The organism is Humibacter ginsengiterrae, assembly GCF_054780115.1.
In genome coordinates this window covers 297,574-312,621 of record NZ_BAAGWY010000003.1, presented here as the reverse complement: position 1 = coordinate 312,621, position 15,048 = coordinate 297,574, and the positions used below count along the sequence as shown (strand labels likewise).

Here is a 15,048-nt window from a genome sequence, read left to right as displayed (position 1 = left end):
GTGGCGGGCCGTTCCTCGTCACGGAGGCCGCAGCGCGGCCGGCTTCGGGATGCCCGCAACCGTCGCGCCCGGTTCGTCACGCGCCTGCGCCTGGACTGGTGGTGGATCGCCATCCTCCTGATCTGCGGATCGTTCCAGATCTACCGCGGCGCCCCGATCGACGGCGCCTTCTTCCTCGCCGCGGGTGCCGCACTGCTGGCGGACGCCGCCGGCTGGCTCCGCAGGCTCGACCGCTACCCGCTCCCCCGCCTGCATCTGGCCGTGCAGATAGTGCTCGGCGTGCTCGCCGTCGCCGTCATCACGCTCGCGCCCCAGTGGGGCGTCGCCGACCTCGTCGTGGTGTGCGTCATCGGGGCGACGGCCGTCATCGTGAGCTGGCGCAACGACGACATCTACCCGGTGGACACCGAGGCGGAGCGGTCTGTCCAGCAGGCGGAGGCACTGCGTCGCGCTGCCATCCGGTCCGCGGTGCTGTGGGCGTGCGCCGGTGTCTTCCTTTGCCTGTGGGAGTTGCTGCACTTCTTCCTCGCGATGCCGTCTCCGCAGGCCGAGTGGGATCATCCGGTGCTGTCCGACCTCATCGATCCGATCGTCGCCAACCCGGTCGGCCGCGCGGTGTGCGCGACGCTGTGGATCGTGGGCGGGGCGGCGCTGCTGCGCAGGGGGAGGCATCCGTGACCCGCATCATCACGATCTCCGGCTTCATCTCGGTCGGTGTCTTCGGCATCGTGCTCGCCTGGTACGCCTGGCGGGTTCCGGATCGTCTTGCCTCGTTCGGCTCGCTGCTCGACCGGGTGATGACGTCGAGAGCGGTGCGCATCACACTCGTGCTGTTCTGGTGGTGGCTGGGCTGGCACTTCTTCGCGGCGGCACCATTGCCGGCCTCATCGTGAGGGATGCGCCTCAATGACGGCCGCGGAGCCGCTCGAGTTCGCGGCGGTCGCGTTTGGTGGGGCGTCCCGCGCCGCGCTCGCGGACGACCGCGGCGGGCTGTTCGACCCGGGGCGGCCGTGCGGGCGTGCGGTCCAGGTACGCCGCCTGAGCGACGGGTGCACCGACACGCTTGGTGAGGATGCCGCGCACCTCGACGATGTGCTCGCGATCGGTCGTCACCCGCACCTCGTCGCCGACGCGCACGATCTGTGCCGGCTTCGCCCGTTCTCCGTTGACCTTCACGTGGCCGGCCTTGCAAGCGGCGGTCGCAAGCGACCTCGTCTTGTAGAAGCGCACCGACCACACCCAGATGTCCGCGCGTGTGGAGCCCGTCGCCATCGGTTCGCTGCTGGTGCCACCGGCCATCGCCCCATCGTAGGCATGGGCGTTGCAGACCCGCGATGGAGCGCACTTAAGCGGTTGCGCTACGCTCACGGCGTGCCCCGAGATGGGCACAGACGCGACGCAGGAGAACATCGATGACCGACCCGAACCAGCATCAGACACCCCCGGCCTGGTATCCGGACCCCGACCCGAACAATCCGGGCGGGCAGCGCTGGTGGGATGGCTCCCGATGGACCGAGCACTCCCGTCCGGCGGTGCCGGCTCCGCAGCCGCTCTACGATGCGGGGCAGGATGCCAGCACGCCCGCGGCGCAGCATCCAGCGTCGGTGCAGGCCGGCTACGGACAGCCGGCACAGCCTGCCACAGCCCAGCATGCTCCTGCCCAGTCCCCCTACCCGCCATCGGCGGCGCAGGCCGGCCACGTACCGACCCCGGCGCCGGCCTACGCTCCAGGCGGTTACGCCGGCGCTCCCGCACAGGCGGCGTTCCAGCCCGTGCGGCCCGGGACATCCGCGCTGACGTGGGCGATCTGGCTGGTGGTCGGGCTCCCGCTGCTCACGGCGATCGCCTTCATGTTCGCCGACTTCACCTCATACTTCCGCGCGGTCATCGCGCTCAGCGCTTCCGGATCGACGCCGGACAACGCAGACGTCGCCCGCTTCACCTCCGCGATGAGCGGTTTCTTCGTGGGCATTCTCCTGATAGACGCGCTCGGGTTCGTGATCTACGGGCTCAGCGTGATGTTCGCGTATTTCGACTGGCGCGAACTGCAGCGCCGCGGGTTCGTTCGCCCGTTCCACTGGGCCTGGACGTTCCTCAGCCAGCCCGTCTACGTGATCGGTCGCACCGTCGTCGCCCGGCGTCGCGGCGGCTCCGATGTGATGTGGCCGATCTGGGGGCTGATCGCGGTCTTCGTCATTGCCATCGTGCTGGTGGTGATCAAGGTCGTCATGATGTTCAACGTCATCTACTCGACCGTGGGAACCTACGCACCGGGCATGTCCTGAGTCCGCGATAGGGCCCGGGCTCGCGATAGGGTGAGTTCGGGCATGACGAGAGGGAGCATTCCGTGGAGTACTTGGTCTTCGCTGCAGGTGCGGTGATCTTCGGGCTGTTCTGCCTGTGGGCCCTCTACGACTCGGCGAAGGATGCTCACACACGCGAGACGCATCCGGAGCGCGCCGCGATCGTCGACACCGAGCACCACGCCATCGAGGGCAGTCACTAGGGCAGTCCCAGCCCCGTCGCGCGCCTACGCTCGGCGAGCGCCTCAGTCTTCACCCGCGAGGTCGTCGCTGCGGGCCAGCGTCGCGCCCGCCCCGCGGAGTTCCTCCAGCGCCCTCGCACTGGATTCCGGTGACACTCCGGCGATGAGGTCGACGAGCACGCGCACATCCCGTCCGTCTGCGAGCGCATCCAGTGCGGATGCCCGCACGCAGTAGTCGGTCGCGATGCCGACGACATCCAGCTCGTGCACGCCGGCCGAGTCGAGAACCGCGCTGAGACCGGCACCGTCATCGGTGGTGCCCTCGTAGATGGAATACGCGGGAACGCCCTGTCCCTTGCGGATGTGCACATCCACGCCGCCGACATCCAGTGCCGGGTGGTAGTCCGCGCCCGACGTGCCCGCGACGCAGTGCACCGGCCAGGTGGTGACGAAGTCGGGCTCGGCATCGGCCGGAGCGAAATGGCCGCCGTTGTCACCCTCGGCGTCGTGCCAGTCACGCGAGGCCACCACGAGGTCGTACCGCCCCCGGTTCTGTGAGAGCAACCGGGTGATACCGGCCGCGACGGCGGCTCCACCCGGCACGCCCAGAGCGCCGCCTTCGGTGAAGTCGTTCTGCACGTCGATGATCAGCAGTCCACGCGACACTCCTTCATTGTGCCTGCGCGCGCGACGATCGGGGCCGAGCACGCCCCGGGCATCGGCAGGCAGACTGGACGGATGAGCCCCCGAGCGTTCGTCGGCACCTCCGGTTGGCGGTACCCGTCGTGGCGGGGCGACTTCTATCCCAGGGGCTTGCGCCAGAAGGACGAGCTCGCCTACCTCGCGACCCGGATGAACACGGTCGAGCTGAACGGATCGTTCTACTCCCTGCAGTGGCCGACGTCGTATCGGCGCTGGCGCGACGAGACACCCGACGACTTCGTGTTCGGCGTGAAGGGCGGCCGTTACATCACCCACATGCTTCGACTGCGCGGCATCGAGCAGGCGATGGCGAACTTCTTCGCCTCCGGAGTGCTGCTGCTCGGCGACAAGCTCGGCCCGGTGCTGTGGCAGCTGCCGGAACGTGTCGAGTTCGACGTCGAGCTTCTCGAGGGGTTCTGCGAGCTGTTGCCGTCGACCATGCGGGAGGCAGCGGCGCTCGCTGAGGCACACGACGCGAAGGTGAAACGCGTCGAAGTCCCGCCGATCGAACGAGACGCGCCGGTGCTGCACGCGCTGGAACCGCGGCACGCGAGCTTTGCGGACGCCCGGACTGCGGACATCCTGCGCCGTCACGGTGTGGCCCTGGTGCTGGCGGACACCGCTGGACGGTTTCCCGTGTTCGACGAGCCGACGGCCGGCTTCGTGTACGCCAGGCTGCACGGCGGTGAGGAGCTCTACACGAGCGGATACGACGACCGGTCGCTGCGAACGTGGGCCGACCGGATGCTGCGGCAGTCCGCGATGAACGGGGCCGATCGGGACATCTACGTCTACTTCGACAACGATGCGAAGGGCTACGCCCCGCACGATGCGGTCGCGATGGCCGGGCTGCTGGGAGCCGGTCTGCCGAAAACGTGATGGATCGTCCCAGCCAGGTCGGAGCATTCCGGGGTTAGCCTGACGCTCAGGGCCGATACCCGAGCTTTCACGAGGAGATTCGTGATGAAGAGACTTCTGAAATGGCTACCCGCCGTCCTGGCGCCGGTGGTCGTTGCTGGTGCCGTTGCGGCGCCCGCCTTCGCGAGCGGGCTGCGCGAAGCGAGCACGTCCACGCCGTCCGCGGCGCAGGTGCTGGCACTGATCGCGAACGCGAAGGATGCGCACTACTCGGGCAGCATCGAGCAGACCAGCGACCTCGGCTTGCCCGAGCTTCCTTCCGGTGCGCTGGGCAGTACGGGAAGCAGCGGGTCGTCGAGTGCTCAGGCGTCGAGCATCCTCGAGCTGCTGACCGCCTCGCACAAGGCGCAGGTGTATGTAGACGGCCACGGCAAGCAGCGCATCCAGGTGCTCGACAGCCTCGCCGAGCGCGACGTGGTGCGCAACGGAACCGACTTGTGGACGTGGGACTCGAAGACGAACAAGGCGGTACACGTGAAGCTGCCGTCGAAGACGGCGACGCACGACGGAGCATCAGGAACGCCGACCGCCACCCCGCAGAGCCTCGCCGACGAACTCGTGCAGAACGCGAGCAAGACCTCCACGCTGACCGTGTCTAAGGGGTCCGTCGCGTCGCACGACGTCTGGCGTCTGACGATCACGCCGAAGACGGCCGACACGCTCGTGGGCAAGGCCGTTCTCTCGGTCGAGACGAGGACCGGGGTTCCGCTGGCCGCGGAGATCGATGCGCGCGGCCAGAAGACCCCGGCAGTGTCCGTCGCGTTCACGCGCGTGGACTTCGGCACTCCGGCCGCGTCGAACTTCACCTTCACGCCACCGAAGGGCGCGAAGGTGACACAGAAGACGCTGCCGCCGCACGGTTCGCATCCCGACAACCGCGTGCCGGGGTCCTTCGAGGGCCCGACCGTGATCGGGTCCGGGTGGACGTCGATCGTGGCGGTGCCCGCCGGGTCGCTGGGAGCCGGGATGTCGGGCCTCACGGCCGGGCAGTCGCAGCTGCTGAACGAGCTCACCCAGTCGGTAGACGGAGGACGCGGACTGCAGACCTCGCTGTTCTCCGTGCTGATCACGTCCGACGGACGCGCGTACGCGGGAGCGGTGCCGCTCAGCGCGCTCGAGTCGGCGGCCAAGTGACGCAGGTCGGCGCGGCGCCCGGAACGACGGCCGCGTCGGCTGGCAGCAGGCCCGGCGGCCGCGGGTCGGCCGGTGCGGACCTCGCCATCGCCAGCACCGGCCTGACCAAGCGATTCGGACGCCAGCTGGCGGTCGACGGGCTCGACCTGCGGGTTCCGCGAGGATCGGTCTACGGGTTTCTCGGCCCGAACGGTTCGGGCAAGACGACCACGATCCGCATGCTGCTCGGACTGACCACGCCGAACGCGGGCGACGTGGAACTGCTCGGGGAACGGATGCCACGCGCATCCGGGACCGTGCTGCCCCGCGTCGGTGCGCTCGTGGAAGGGCCCGCGTTCTACCCGTTCCTCACCGGGCGGGCGAACCTCAGCCGACTCGACGCGGCCGACCCGCGATCCGTGTCGGCGACGAGGCACCGCCGCGTCGCCGAAGCGCTGGACCGCGTGGGGCTCACGCATGCCGCTGACAAGAAGGCGCACGCCTACTCGCTCGGCATGAAGCAGCGGCTCGGCCTTGCGGGTGCACTGCTGCGCGAACGGGAACTGCTTGTGCTCGACGAGCCCAGCAACGGACTCGACCCGCAAGGGACGCGCGAGGTGCGCTCGCTCATTCGTCGACTCGCCGACGAGGGCGCCACCGTCTTCGTCTCCAGTCACCTGCTGAGCGAGGTCGAGCAGTTGTGCAGCCACGTCGCCGTGATGCGCGCGGGCCGGCTGGTGGCATCCGGATCGCTGGAAGAGCTCCGGGCCACCGGCGGCCGGGAGGCCGTGGTGCGCACCCCGGATGCCCGTGCCGCGGCATCCGTGCTCGCCGGCCTCGGTCTGGAACCCTCCGTCGCCGGTGAGGTCGTGACGGCTGCGCTGGATGCGCACACCGCTGCCGAGGATCTCGTTGCCGCGTTGGTGGGCGCAGGCGTTCGGGTGCGCGGGTTCGACGTGACGTCGCCGTCGCTCGAGGACCGCTTCGTGGCATTGACCGGGGAGGGCTTCGATGTCGCAGGGTGAGGCGGCCGGGCTGCGAGCACCGTCCGAGACGCCGGAGAGGGCGGAGCCTGCCGCGATGAGCACCCACCTGCGTCCGTTCGCGTTGCTGGGGTCCGAGCTCGGCACGCTGTTCCGTCGTCGCCGAACCATCGCCATGCTCGTCGCGCTGGCCGCCGTTCCCGTGCTGATCGCCGTCGTGGTGCGGGTCACCGGCGCGGGCTCCAGCGGACGTGGACCCGCTTTCCTCGGTGCGATCACCGACAACGGGCTCTTCGTGGGGTTCACCGCACTCGTGGTGTGCATCCCGCTGTTCCTGCCGCTCACGCTCGGCGTCGTGGCCGGCGACACCATCGCGGGCGAGGCCGGTCTCGGCACCCTCCGCTACCTGCTCGTCGCGCCGGCCGGTCGCATCCGTCTGCTCGTCGTGAAGTACGCGGGCGTGGTCGCGTTCTCGTTGGCAGCCACCGTGGTGATCGTGCTCGCCGGCATCGGGATCGGCGCGTTGCTGTTCCCGATCGGACCGGTCACGCTGCTCTCCGGCGATACCGTCGATACCGGCGGCTTCTTCGTGCGCACCGCGCTCATGGCCGGCTACGTCACGATCTCACTGCTCGGACTGGGCGCCATCGGCCTGTTCATCTCCACGCTCACCACCGTTCCGGTCGGCGCCATGGCGGCCACCGTCGTGCTCGCCGGTGTGTCCCAGATACTCGACCAGCTCCCGCAACTCGACTGGGTGCACCCGTGGCTGTTCACCCACTACTGGCTCGGATTCGGCGACCTCTTGCGCGATCCGATCGTGTGGGATTCGTACGGACAGAACGCGTTGCTGCAACTGGGGTACGTCGTGGTGTTCGGATGCCTGGCGTACGGCAGGTTCGCGACGAAAGACATCCTGAGCTGAGCGGCCCTGGCCCTGCGTCGGACGTGCGGTGCAGACTGGTCGGGTGCCCGAACTGCCCGAAGTGCACGCGCTGGCCGCCGACCTCGACAGCCGGTTGAAGGGGCATGCCATCGACCGGCTCGATGTCACGTCGTTCGCGGCGCTGAAGACGTTCGACCCGCCCGTGTCGGCACTGCACGGGATGCTCGTGGCCGGCGTGGGCCGGCACGGCAAGTTTCTCGACGCCACGGTCGTTCCGACGGACGACGGCGGGCGCAGCGGGTCGTTCGATGAGCTGCACCTGGTCGTCCATCTCGCCCGCGCCGGCTGGATCCGCTGGAGGGAAGCCGCACCGGTTCCCGCCGCTCGTCCGCGCGGGCGGAGCGCCGGCCCACTCGCCGCGCGGCTCGTGCTCGACGACGGCTCCGGCATCGACATCACCGAGGCGGGCACGAAGAAGAGCCTTGCGATCTACCTGGTACGCAGCCCCAGCGAGGTACCGGGAATCGCGCGACTCGGACCCGACCCGCTGGCTCCGGAGTTCACCGAGGAGGTCTTCGCGGGCATCCTTGCCGCCGCAGGCCGCGCCCAGATCAAGGGTGTGCTGCGCGACCAGTCCAGGGTCGCAGGTATCGGCAACGCGTACTCCGACGAGATCCTGCACGTGGCGAAGATGTCACCGTTCAAGCCCGCGAACATGACCGCCGACGACGTGCACACCCTCTATGAGGCGACACGGTCGACGCTCCGCGAGGCGTTGCAGCGCGCGGACGGGCTGAAGGCATCCGAGCTCAAGGCAGAGAAGAAGTCGAACCTGCGCGTGCACGCGCGAACGGGAGAGCCCTGCCCGGTGTGCGGCGACACGATCAGGCAGGTCATCTACGCGGATTCGACGTTCCAGTACTGCCCGACCTGCCAGACCGGCGGCAAGCCGCTCGCCGATCGGGTACTGTCGCGGCTGCTGAAATAGGCGTTTCCCCTGGCGCAGTGCACGTCATAGGGTTCTCAAATGAGTTACACGCCACCGCCGTCGCCGCCGTACTCTCCGCCCAATGCGCAGGTGCCGCTCGAACTGCCCCACTACGGGGCGAGCCTGCCGGTCGCCTTCCGCCGGTTCTGGAAGAAGTATGCGACGTTCACCGGTCGCGCCAGTCGCAGTGAGTACTGGTGGTGGGCGCTGTGCAACGCGATCGTGTACCTTGCCGCCATCGCGATCGGCGTCGGCGGCGGCATCGCCACCGGCATAGCGGATGCCTACGGAAACGTTGCGCCCGGCCCGATCTTCGCCGTCTATCCCGTGGTCGGCATCGGCTGGTTCCTGGCAACGCTCGTCGGCAACCTCGCGATCACCTGGCGACGGCTGCACGATGCGAACCTCGCGGGTCCGTTCTTCTTCCTCGGGTTCATCCCCTACCTGGGAGGGATCGTCGTGCTCATCCTCGCGCTGCTTCCGTCCAGTCCGATGGGTGCTCGCTTCGACGCCGTCGCCTATGGGGTCCCCTACCCGCAACAGCCCTACCAGCCGTATTATCCGCAGCAGCCCTACCAGCAGGCGCCCTACCCGCCGCAGCAGCCCTACCAGCAGGCGCCTTACGCGCCGCCGCCCGCCCCGCCTACCGCCGAACAGACTCCGCCCGATCCGCCGCAGGGGCAGGCGTGAGCCGGAAGATGCGCAGCACTCGGCCGCTGGCGCGCTCGTAGCCGCGGTACCCGGGCCACTGCCGCTGGATGTAGTCCCAGACATCTTCGCGCTCGTCGTTGCCGATGAGTTGTGCCCGCACGGGAATCGGCCTGCCGTGCACCACAGCGACTGCGTCGGGATGCGCGATCAGGTTCGCAGTCCACGCCGGATGCGCGTCACGGGCGAAGTTGCTGCCGGTCACGAGCATCCGCCCGTGCGGTTCCGGGCAGTACATCAGCGTGGTCTCGCGCACGAGGCCGCTCTTCGCGCCGGTCGTGCGCAGCACCAGCGACGGTACGAGAAGACCGCTCAGCTGCACTCTGCCGCGGGTGACCACGGCCATGAACCGTTCCAGAGGAGGCATGACAGCGGGCCCAACGGTTCGGAAGAACCGGGTGCGTGAGAACCAGGCGACGGATGCCCGCACCGCGCGAAGCGGGGAGGACGTGCGCAGCGAGTGCATGCGTCGATTCTGACGCAGACGCCATCACTCGTCTGTCGCCCCCAGCACGAACGTCGAACCTCACCTGATTGACTTGACCGCATGACCGATCTGCAGCGTGTGACCGTTCTGGCCGGCGGCGTGGGCGGCGCCCGCTTCACCCGCGGGCTCCTCGCGCACCTGACGGATGCCTACCCGGACGGGATCGGCGGCTCGCGCGTGACGGTCACCGTGGTGGTCAACACCGGCGACGACATGACGCTGAACGGCCTGCAGGTCTGCCCCGACCTCGACACGGTCATGTACACCCTGGGCGGCGGCATCAGCGAGGAGCAGGGCTGGGGACGCGACGACGAGACGCGCCGGGTCTCCGGCGAGATCGCGGCCTACGGCAAGGGCTGGGACTGGTTCACGCTCGGCGACCTCGACCTCGGAACGCACATCGTGCGCACGGAGCTGCTCCGCGACGGTGCGACACTCAGCGAGGCGACCGGGTACCTGTGCAGGCGCTGGCGGCCGCAGGCACGTCTGCTGCCCATGAGCGACGCGCCAGTGGAGACGCACGTGCGGTTGGGCGAGGCGGTCGACGAGCATCCGCACGGGTCGCTCATCCATTTCGAGGAGTGGTGGGTGCGGTACCGGGCGGGCGTTCCGGCCACTGAGTTCGTGCAGGTGGGGCTCGAATCGGCCGTCGCCGCTCCCGGCGTGATCGAGGCGATCCGCGACTCGGACGTCGTCATCCTGCCGCCGTCCAATCCTGTGGTGTCGGTGGGGACCATCCTCAACGTGCCAGGGATCCGGGAGGCGGTACGAGAGACCTCCGCTCGTGTCGTCGGTGTCTCGCCCATCATCGGTGGCGCTGCCGTGCGCGGCATGGCGGATGCCTGCCTCACCGTGATCGGCGTCGAGACGTCCGCCGGGGCGGTCGGCCTGCACTACGGCGGACGCCGCTCCGGCGGACTGCTCGACGGCTGGCTGGTCGACGAGGTCGATGCGGACGCCGTGCCCGCACTGAAAGCCGCAGGCATCGCCGCCCGGGCCGTTCCCCTGTGGATGCGCGACGTGCCGACGACCTCGCAGATGGCCGCCGCGGCGCTCGATCTCGCCATGAGCTGACACACTGGCTCCACAGCGGGGCACGTTCCCTACGATCGGCTTCATGGCAGACCCCAACGACTACAACCAGCCGATTATCGACGAGTTCCGCGCCAATGGCGGCACCGTCACCCACTTCGGACGCGGCCTCGTGCTGCTGCACCACACCGGCGCGAAGAGCGGAATCGAGCGCGTCACGCCCGTCGCCGCGTGGCGAACGGCACCGGACGCCTGGCTTATCGCCGCCTCGAAGGCCGGCGCCCCGGACAACCCCGCCTGGTACCACAACCTGCTCGCCCACCCCGATCTGACGATCGAGACGCCCGACGACGGCGAGGTGCAGGTGCACGCCACAGGGCTGACGGGCGACGAGCGCGACAGCGCGTGGCAGGAGTTCACGAGCCACTACCCCGGATTCCTCGACTACGAGAAGAAGACGGACCGCCTCATCCCGGTGGTACGGCTCACCCGACACTGAGCGCGTTCACAACCGGGGCCGTGCGAGTAGGCTCGCCACGAATCAGCTGTATGGCCTGGCTTTGGGTCGCATCTCTCTTTTCCCTTGTTCCTGTTAGCCGATCGGCTCCCACGACGGCTAAGCACGCAGAGGATGTCCGTGGCCGCTGAGCAGCTGACCGTTACCGATGTCTCCTCGCGCCGCCAGGCATCCGCTGGTGCCTCCGTGGCCACCTCGTCGATGCCGCAGGAGGACGGCACGGCCGCGGTGCGTCCGTCTCTCGAGCGCATGGCGCAGGCGCTGGATCGCGCGCGCGAAGCAGCGGAGGCCGGCATGCCACCCGCGCACAACGACGCTGAGACGCTGCTGTTCGCTCGCGGCGGCGACCTCGACGACCTGCTCGGCATCGCGTCCCGGCTCCGCGACGAGGGCCTCGAGCGAGCGGGCCGGCCCGGCGTCATCACATACTCCCGCAAGGTGTTCATTCCGCTGACGCACCTGTGCCAGGACCGCTGCCACTACTGCATCTTCGTGCAGACTCCCGGCAAGCTCGCCAAGGCCGGGATCTCGCCGTTTCTCTCCGAGGACGAGGTGCTCGAGATCGCCACGCAGGGCGCGGCGATGGGCTGCAAGGAGGCGCTCTTCACGCTCGGTGACCGGCCGGAGAACCGTTGGGCGGTGGCGCGTGAGTGGCTCGCGGAGCACGGCTATGCCTCGACGCTCGAGTACATGCGGGCCATGGCGATCCGGGTGCTCGAGGAGACCGGGCTGCTCCCCCACCTCAACCCTGGCGTGATGAGCTGGGCCGAGCTTCAGCGGCTGAAGCCCGTCGCACCCTCGATGGGAATGATGCTGGAGACCACGTCGGTGCGGTTGTGGTCAGAGAAGGGGCAGGCGCACTTCGGCTCGCCCGACAAGGACCCTGCAGTACGGATGCGCGTCATCGACGATGCCGGGCGCTCGCGCATCCCGTTCACCACCGGCGTGCTGCTCGGCATCGGCGAGACGGTGCGCGACCGCGTCGACGCCATGTTCGCGCTGCGGAACTCGCACGCGCGGTGGGGGCACGTGCAGGAAGTGATCGTGCAGAACTTCAGGGCGAAGGACGCGACCGCCATGATGCACCGCCCCGATCTGGCCGCCGACGAGTATGCAGCCGCAGTCGCCGTCACCCGGCTCGTGCTGGGGGCGGATGCCCGCGTGCAGGCACCGCCGAACCTCACCGATCACGATGAGCTCGCTCTGTTGATCCGCGCCGGCATCGACGACTGGGGAGGCGTCAGCCCGCTCACGCCCGACCACGTCAATCCGGAACGGCCGTGGCCGCAGATCGACGAACTGGCCAGGCTCACCGGACTCGCCGGCTACACGTTGCACGAACGGCTCACGGCGCACCCGCACTTCGTGCGCGAGGGCGAGCCGTGGATCGACCCGGCCGTTCTCCCGCATCTGCTGGCGCTGTCGGATGACTACGGGCTCGCCGACGAGGCGGCACCGGTGGTGGGGCGACCGTGGGAGCTCGTGTCCAGCGCCTCCGCGTCCATCCGGCCGGCACGCATGTTAGGCTCCGAGCCCCAAGCGACGATCCCCGGTCCAACTGCTGCGCAAAATACGCAAAATGCGTATTTTGCAAGAGGTGCCGACGCCACGCTAAGTCCCGTGCCGCTTCGCGTGGCCGGACTGCTCGAGGCTGCCCGCCGCGAGCCGTCCGGGCTCGACGACGCGGACTACGTCGCGCTGCTGGGCGCAGACGGCGAGGAGCTCGAAGCCCTCGCGGCCCTCGCGGACGACGTACGGCGCGAACGCGTCGGCGACGAGATCACCTACGTGGTCAATCGCAACATCGACGCGTCGCTCCTGGGCACTCTCGGTGGGAAGAACGCGCACCCTCGAGCAGAGGAACACGCACGCTCGGCGCCGAAGACGCTGGGGAAGACGCCGCAGGGAACGCTCACGCTGGAACTCGCCACAGCGCTGGCCGACGAGGCCGCAGAGCTCGGAGCCACGGAAGTCTGCGTTCAGGGGCGCATCGGCGACGGCGAGCCGGCATCCGCGTACCTGGAACTCGTGCGCGCGATCCACGCGCATCACCCCGAGCTTCACGTGCACGCGTACAGACCGATCGAGCTGCTCGACGGGGCGAAGCGGTTCCATATGCCGTTGCCGGAATATCTCCGGGCGCTTCGCGAGGCGGGAGTCAGCACCGTTCCCGGTACGGGCGCGCGCATTCTCGACGACCGCATCCGGAGCATCCTCTCCGGCAGGACCGAGCTGCCGGTCGCGGAGTGGACCACGACCGTCGAGGCCGCGCACCGGGCCGGGCTGCGCTCTACCGCGACGATGGTCTACGGGCACATCGAGACGGCATCCGATCAGGTTGCGCACCTGCGCATGCTCGCCGACCTGCAGCGGCGCACCGGCGGCTTCACCGAGTTCATCGCCATGCCGTTCGTGCCGCAGGACTCCCCCGTCACCGTCCCGGGCGCACGGCCTGGGCCCACGCTGCGCGAGTCGCGAGCGGTGCACGCGGTGGCCAGGCTCATGCTGGCCGGCACGATCGACCATCTGCAGGCGGCGTGGACGAAGCTCGGCATCCACGGAACGCGGCTGGTGCTGCGTGGCGGCGTCGACGACCTGGGCGGCGTGCTCATCGACGGCGAGGTCGCACCGTGGGCCGGCCCCGAGCAGGGGCGGGTGCTCAGTGTCACGGACATGCGCCGCATCGCGGACGAGGTGGGGCGCCCTCTAGTGCAGCGCACGACGACGTACGAGCGGGTCGCGGGATGACGGTCGAGGTCGACGTCGCGATCGTCGGTGCCGGATTCGCCGGGCTCGGGCTGGGCATCCGCCTGAAGCGCCGCGCGGCCGAGAGCGGGGCGGACGAGTCGTTCGTGATCCTCGAGCGGGCCGACAACGTCGGCGGCACGTGGCGCGACAACGTGTATCCGGGCGTGGCGTGCGACATCCCGTCGCACCTGTACTCCTACTCGTTCCGCACGAAGCCGGACTGGTCGCACGTGTACCCGAGCGGTGCCGAGCTACAGGAATACCTGCGCGAGTGCGCACGCGAGGAGGGGCTCCTCCCCCACCTGTGGTTCGGCGAGCCCGTCACGGATGCCAGCTGGCTGGCCGACGACGAGCGCTGGCTCGTCACCACACCGGCCGCTCAGTACCGCGCGCGCGTTCTGGTGAGCGCCGTGGGCCGGCTGAGCGAACCGCGCATCCCCTCGATCGACGGCCTCGGCGGATTCCGAGGCCCCGCGATGCACACCGCGACCTGGGACGACACGCTGCCGCTCGCGGATGCCAGGGTCGGCCTGGTCGGCACCGGTGCGTCGGCGGTGCAACTGCTGCCGGAGCTCGCCCGTCGCTCGCGTCACGTCACAGTGTTCCAGCGAAGCGCACCATACGTGGTGCCACGCGGTGATCGCCCGTACTCCGCCGCAGAGCTCGACGAGCTGACGGATGCCGCCGCCCGCCAGAGCCTGCGCGAACAGATCTTCTGGGACGCCGAGTCGGCGTTCCCGCAGCGACTCGGCGTACCGGAGGCCATCGGCGAGCTTCGCGAACGGGCCCGCACGCACCGCGAAACGCAGGTGACGGATCCGCTGCTGCGCGCCGCACTGACCCCCGACTACGAGATCGGCTGCAAGCGCGTGCTGCTCTCCGACGACTTCTACCCTGCGTTGCAGCGGCCGAATGTGACGCTCGAGGCATCCGCTCTCAAGCACATGGATGGCTCCACCGCCGTCGCCGAATCCGGCACGCGCCACGAGGTGGACGTACTTGTGTTCGCAACCGGATTCCACGCGACGCGCCCGCCGTTCGCCGACCTCGTGACCGGGCGGGACGGCATCCGGCTCGCTGACCACTGGTCGGACGGCATGCGCGCCTACGCCTCGACCGTGGTGCACGGCTTCCCGAACCTGTTCGTGCTCGACGGGCCGAACGCCAGCCTCGGCCACAACTCAGCCGTCTACATGATCGAGGCGCAACTGGACTACGTGCTCGGCGCGCTCGACCACCTCAGAGCCTCCGGCGATCCGCTCGAGATCCCGCTCGATGCCGAAGATGCCTACGTCGCCGCGATCGACGCCGCCGCCCGCGACACGGTCTGGCTGAGCGGCTGCACGAGCTGGTACGTGGACGAGCGCAGCGGCCGCCTCGCCCTGCTGTGGCCTGGCTACGCACACACGTTCCGCGAGCGAAACGGCACCTTCGACCCCGCCGTCTACCGCGTTCCGGTGGCGAGCTGATCCCACGCTTCG

17 protein-coding genes are annotated in these 15,048 nt (G+C 69.3%); 14 read left to right on the top strand and 3 right to left on the bottom strand.

Annotated features, from left to right (window positions below; genetic code table 11):
* Both ACYVII_RS06375 and ACYVII_RS06370 read left to right on the top strand, forming a co-directional pair.
* Positions 1-678, top strand: coding sequence for a hypothetical protein (locus tag ACYVII_RS06375; protein ID WP_460532720.1), 678 nt, complete (start codon positions 1-3; stop codon positions 676-678).
* Complete coding sequence (locus ACYVII_RS06370) at positions 675-893, top strand: DUF6186 family protein (protein WP_460532717.1); 219 nt, start codon at positions 675-677, stop codon at positions 891-893. The genes ACYVII_RS06375 and ACYVII_RS06370 overlap by 4 nt, the downstream gene beginning before the upstream one ends.
* A 10-nt stretch (positions 894-903) precedes the next feature.
* On the opposite strand, the gene ACYVII_RS06365 is transcribed toward ACYVII_RS06370, so the two are convergent.
* Positions 904-1,299 carry an RNA-binding S4 domain-containing protein gene (locus tag ACYVII_RS06365; RefSeq protein ID WP_460532714.1) on the bottom strand — a complete coding sequence of 132 codons (396 nt, stop codon included), beginning with the start codon at positions 1,297-1,299 and terminating at the stop codon, positions 904-906.
* Between the two features lie 113 nt (positions 1,300-1,412).
* Between ACYVII_RS06365 and ACYVII_RS06360 the strand changes: the two genes are divergently transcribed.
* Together ACYVII_RS06360 and ACYVII_RS06355 are read left to right on the top strand one after the other, a co-directional pair.
* Complete coding sequence (locus ACYVII_RS06360; RefSeq protein WP_460532711.1) at positions 1,413-2,285, top strand: DUF2510 domain-containing protein; 873 nt, start codon at positions 1,413-1,415, stop codon at positions 2,283-2,285.
* A gap of 62 nt (positions 2,286-2,347) precedes the next feature.
* The gene (locus ACYVII_RS06355; protein WP_460532708.1) at positions 2,348-2,506 is read left to right on the top strand and encodes a hypothetical protein; all 159 of its coding nucleotides are present in this window, start codon (positions 2,348-2,350) and stop codon (positions 2,504-2,506) included.
* A 42-nt stretch (positions 2,507-2,548) separates the two neighbouring features.
* Here ACYVII_RS06355 and ACYVII_RS06350 read toward each other — a convergent pair whose 3' ends face one another.
* Positions 2,549-3,151 carry a cysteine hydrolase family protein gene (locus ACYVII_RS06350; protein ID WP_460532705.1) on the bottom strand — a complete coding sequence of 201 codons (603 nt, stop codon included), beginning with the start codon at positions 3,149-3,151 and terminating at the stop codon, positions 2,549-2,551.
* Between the two features lie 72 nt (positions 3,152-3,223).
* Here ACYVII_RS06350 and ACYVII_RS06345 point away from each other — a divergent pair, with 72 nt between their 5' ends.
* The 6 genes from ACYVII_RS06345 (at position 3,224) to ACYVII_RS06320 (ending at position 8,765) form a co-directional block, all read left to right on the top strand.
* Positions 3,224-4,066: a DUF72 domain-containing protein gene (locus ACYVII_RS06345; RefSeq protein WP_460532702.1), complete on the top strand. Its 843-nt coding sequence runs from the start codon at positions 3,224-3,226 to the stop codon at positions 4,064-4,066.
* 84 nt (positions 4,067-4,150) lie between these two features.
* On the top strand, positions 4,151-5,239 hold the full coding sequence (locus tag ACYVII_RS06340) for a LolA family protein (RefSeq protein WP_460532699.1): 1,089 nt from the start codon (positions 4,151-4,153) through the stop codon (positions 5,237-5,239).
* Entirely contained in the window at positions 5,236-6,243 is a 1,008-nt protein-coding gene (locus ACYVII_RS06335; RefSeq protein ID WP_460532696.1) for an ABC transporter ATP-binding protein, read from the top strand. The genes ACYVII_RS06340 and ACYVII_RS06335 overlap by 4 nt, the downstream gene beginning before the upstream one ends.
* A 55-nt stretch (positions 6,244-6,298) precedes the next feature.
* Positions 6,299-7,126: an ABC transporter permease gene (locus ACYVII_RS06330; RefSeq protein ID WP_460532693.1), complete on the top strand. Its 828-nt coding sequence runs from the start codon at positions 6,299-6,301 to the stop codon at positions 7,124-7,126.
* Between the two features lie 43 nt (positions 7,127-7,169).
* Complete coding sequence (locus ACYVII_RS06325) at positions 7,170-8,075, top strand: Fpg/Nei family DNA glycosylase (protein WP_460532690.1); 906 nt, start codon at positions 7,170-7,172, stop codon at positions 8,073-8,075.
* A gap of 39 nt (positions 8,076-8,114) precedes the next feature.
* The gene (locus ACYVII_RS06320; protein WP_460532687.1) at positions 8,115-8,765 is read left to right on the top strand and encodes a DUF805 domain-containing protein; all 651 of its coding nucleotides are present in this window, start codon (positions 8,115-8,117) and stop codon (positions 8,763-8,765) included.
* Here ACYVII_RS06320 and ACYVII_RS06315 read toward each other — a convergent pair.
* The gene (locus ACYVII_RS06315) at positions 8,719-9,249 is read right to left on the bottom strand and encodes a PNPOx family protein (protein ID WP_460532683.1); all 531 of its coding nucleotides are present in this window, start codon (positions 9,247-9,249) and stop codon (positions 8,719-8,721) included. The two genes, ACYVII_RS06320 and ACYVII_RS06315, sit on opposite strands and share 47 nt — an antisense overlap.
* 81 nt (positions 9,250-9,330) lie before the next feature.
* On the opposite strand from ACYVII_RS06315, the gene cofD reads away from it, so the two are divergent.
* The 4 genes from cofD (at position 9,331) to ACYVII_RS06295 (ending at position 15,036) form a co-directional block, all read left to right on the top strand.
* Positions 9,331-10,344 carry a CofD/YvcK family protein gene (cofD, locus tag ACYVII_RS06310; RefSeq protein ID WP_460532680.1) on the top strand — a complete coding sequence of 338 codons (1,014 nt, stop codon included), beginning with the start codon at positions 9,331-9,333 and terminating at the stop codon, positions 10,342-10,344.
* A gap of 43 nt (positions 10,345-10,387) precedes the next feature.
* Positions 10,388-10,801, top strand: coding sequence for a PNPOx family protein (locus ACYVII_RS06305; RefSeq protein ID WP_460532677.1), 414 nt, complete (start codon positions 10,388-10,390; stop codon positions 10,799-10,801).
* A 138-nt stretch (positions 10,802-10,939) separates the two neighbouring features.
* On the top strand, positions 10,940-13,567 hold the full coding sequence (locus ACYVII_RS06300; protein WP_460532674.1) for a bifunctional FO biosynthesis protein CofGH: 2,628 nt from the start codon (positions 10,940-10,942) through the stop codon (positions 13,565-13,567).
* Positions 13,564-15,036 (top strand): flavin-containing monooxygenase, encoded by a 1,473-nt coding sequence (locus ACYVII_RS06295; RefSeq protein WP_460532671.1) that lies wholly within the window; start codon positions 13,564-13,566, stop codon positions 15,034-15,036. Before ACYVII_RS06300 ends, ACYVII_RS06295 begins: the two co-directional genes overlap by 4 nt.
* The last annotated feature ends 12 nt before the right edge of the window (positions 15,037-15,048 follow it).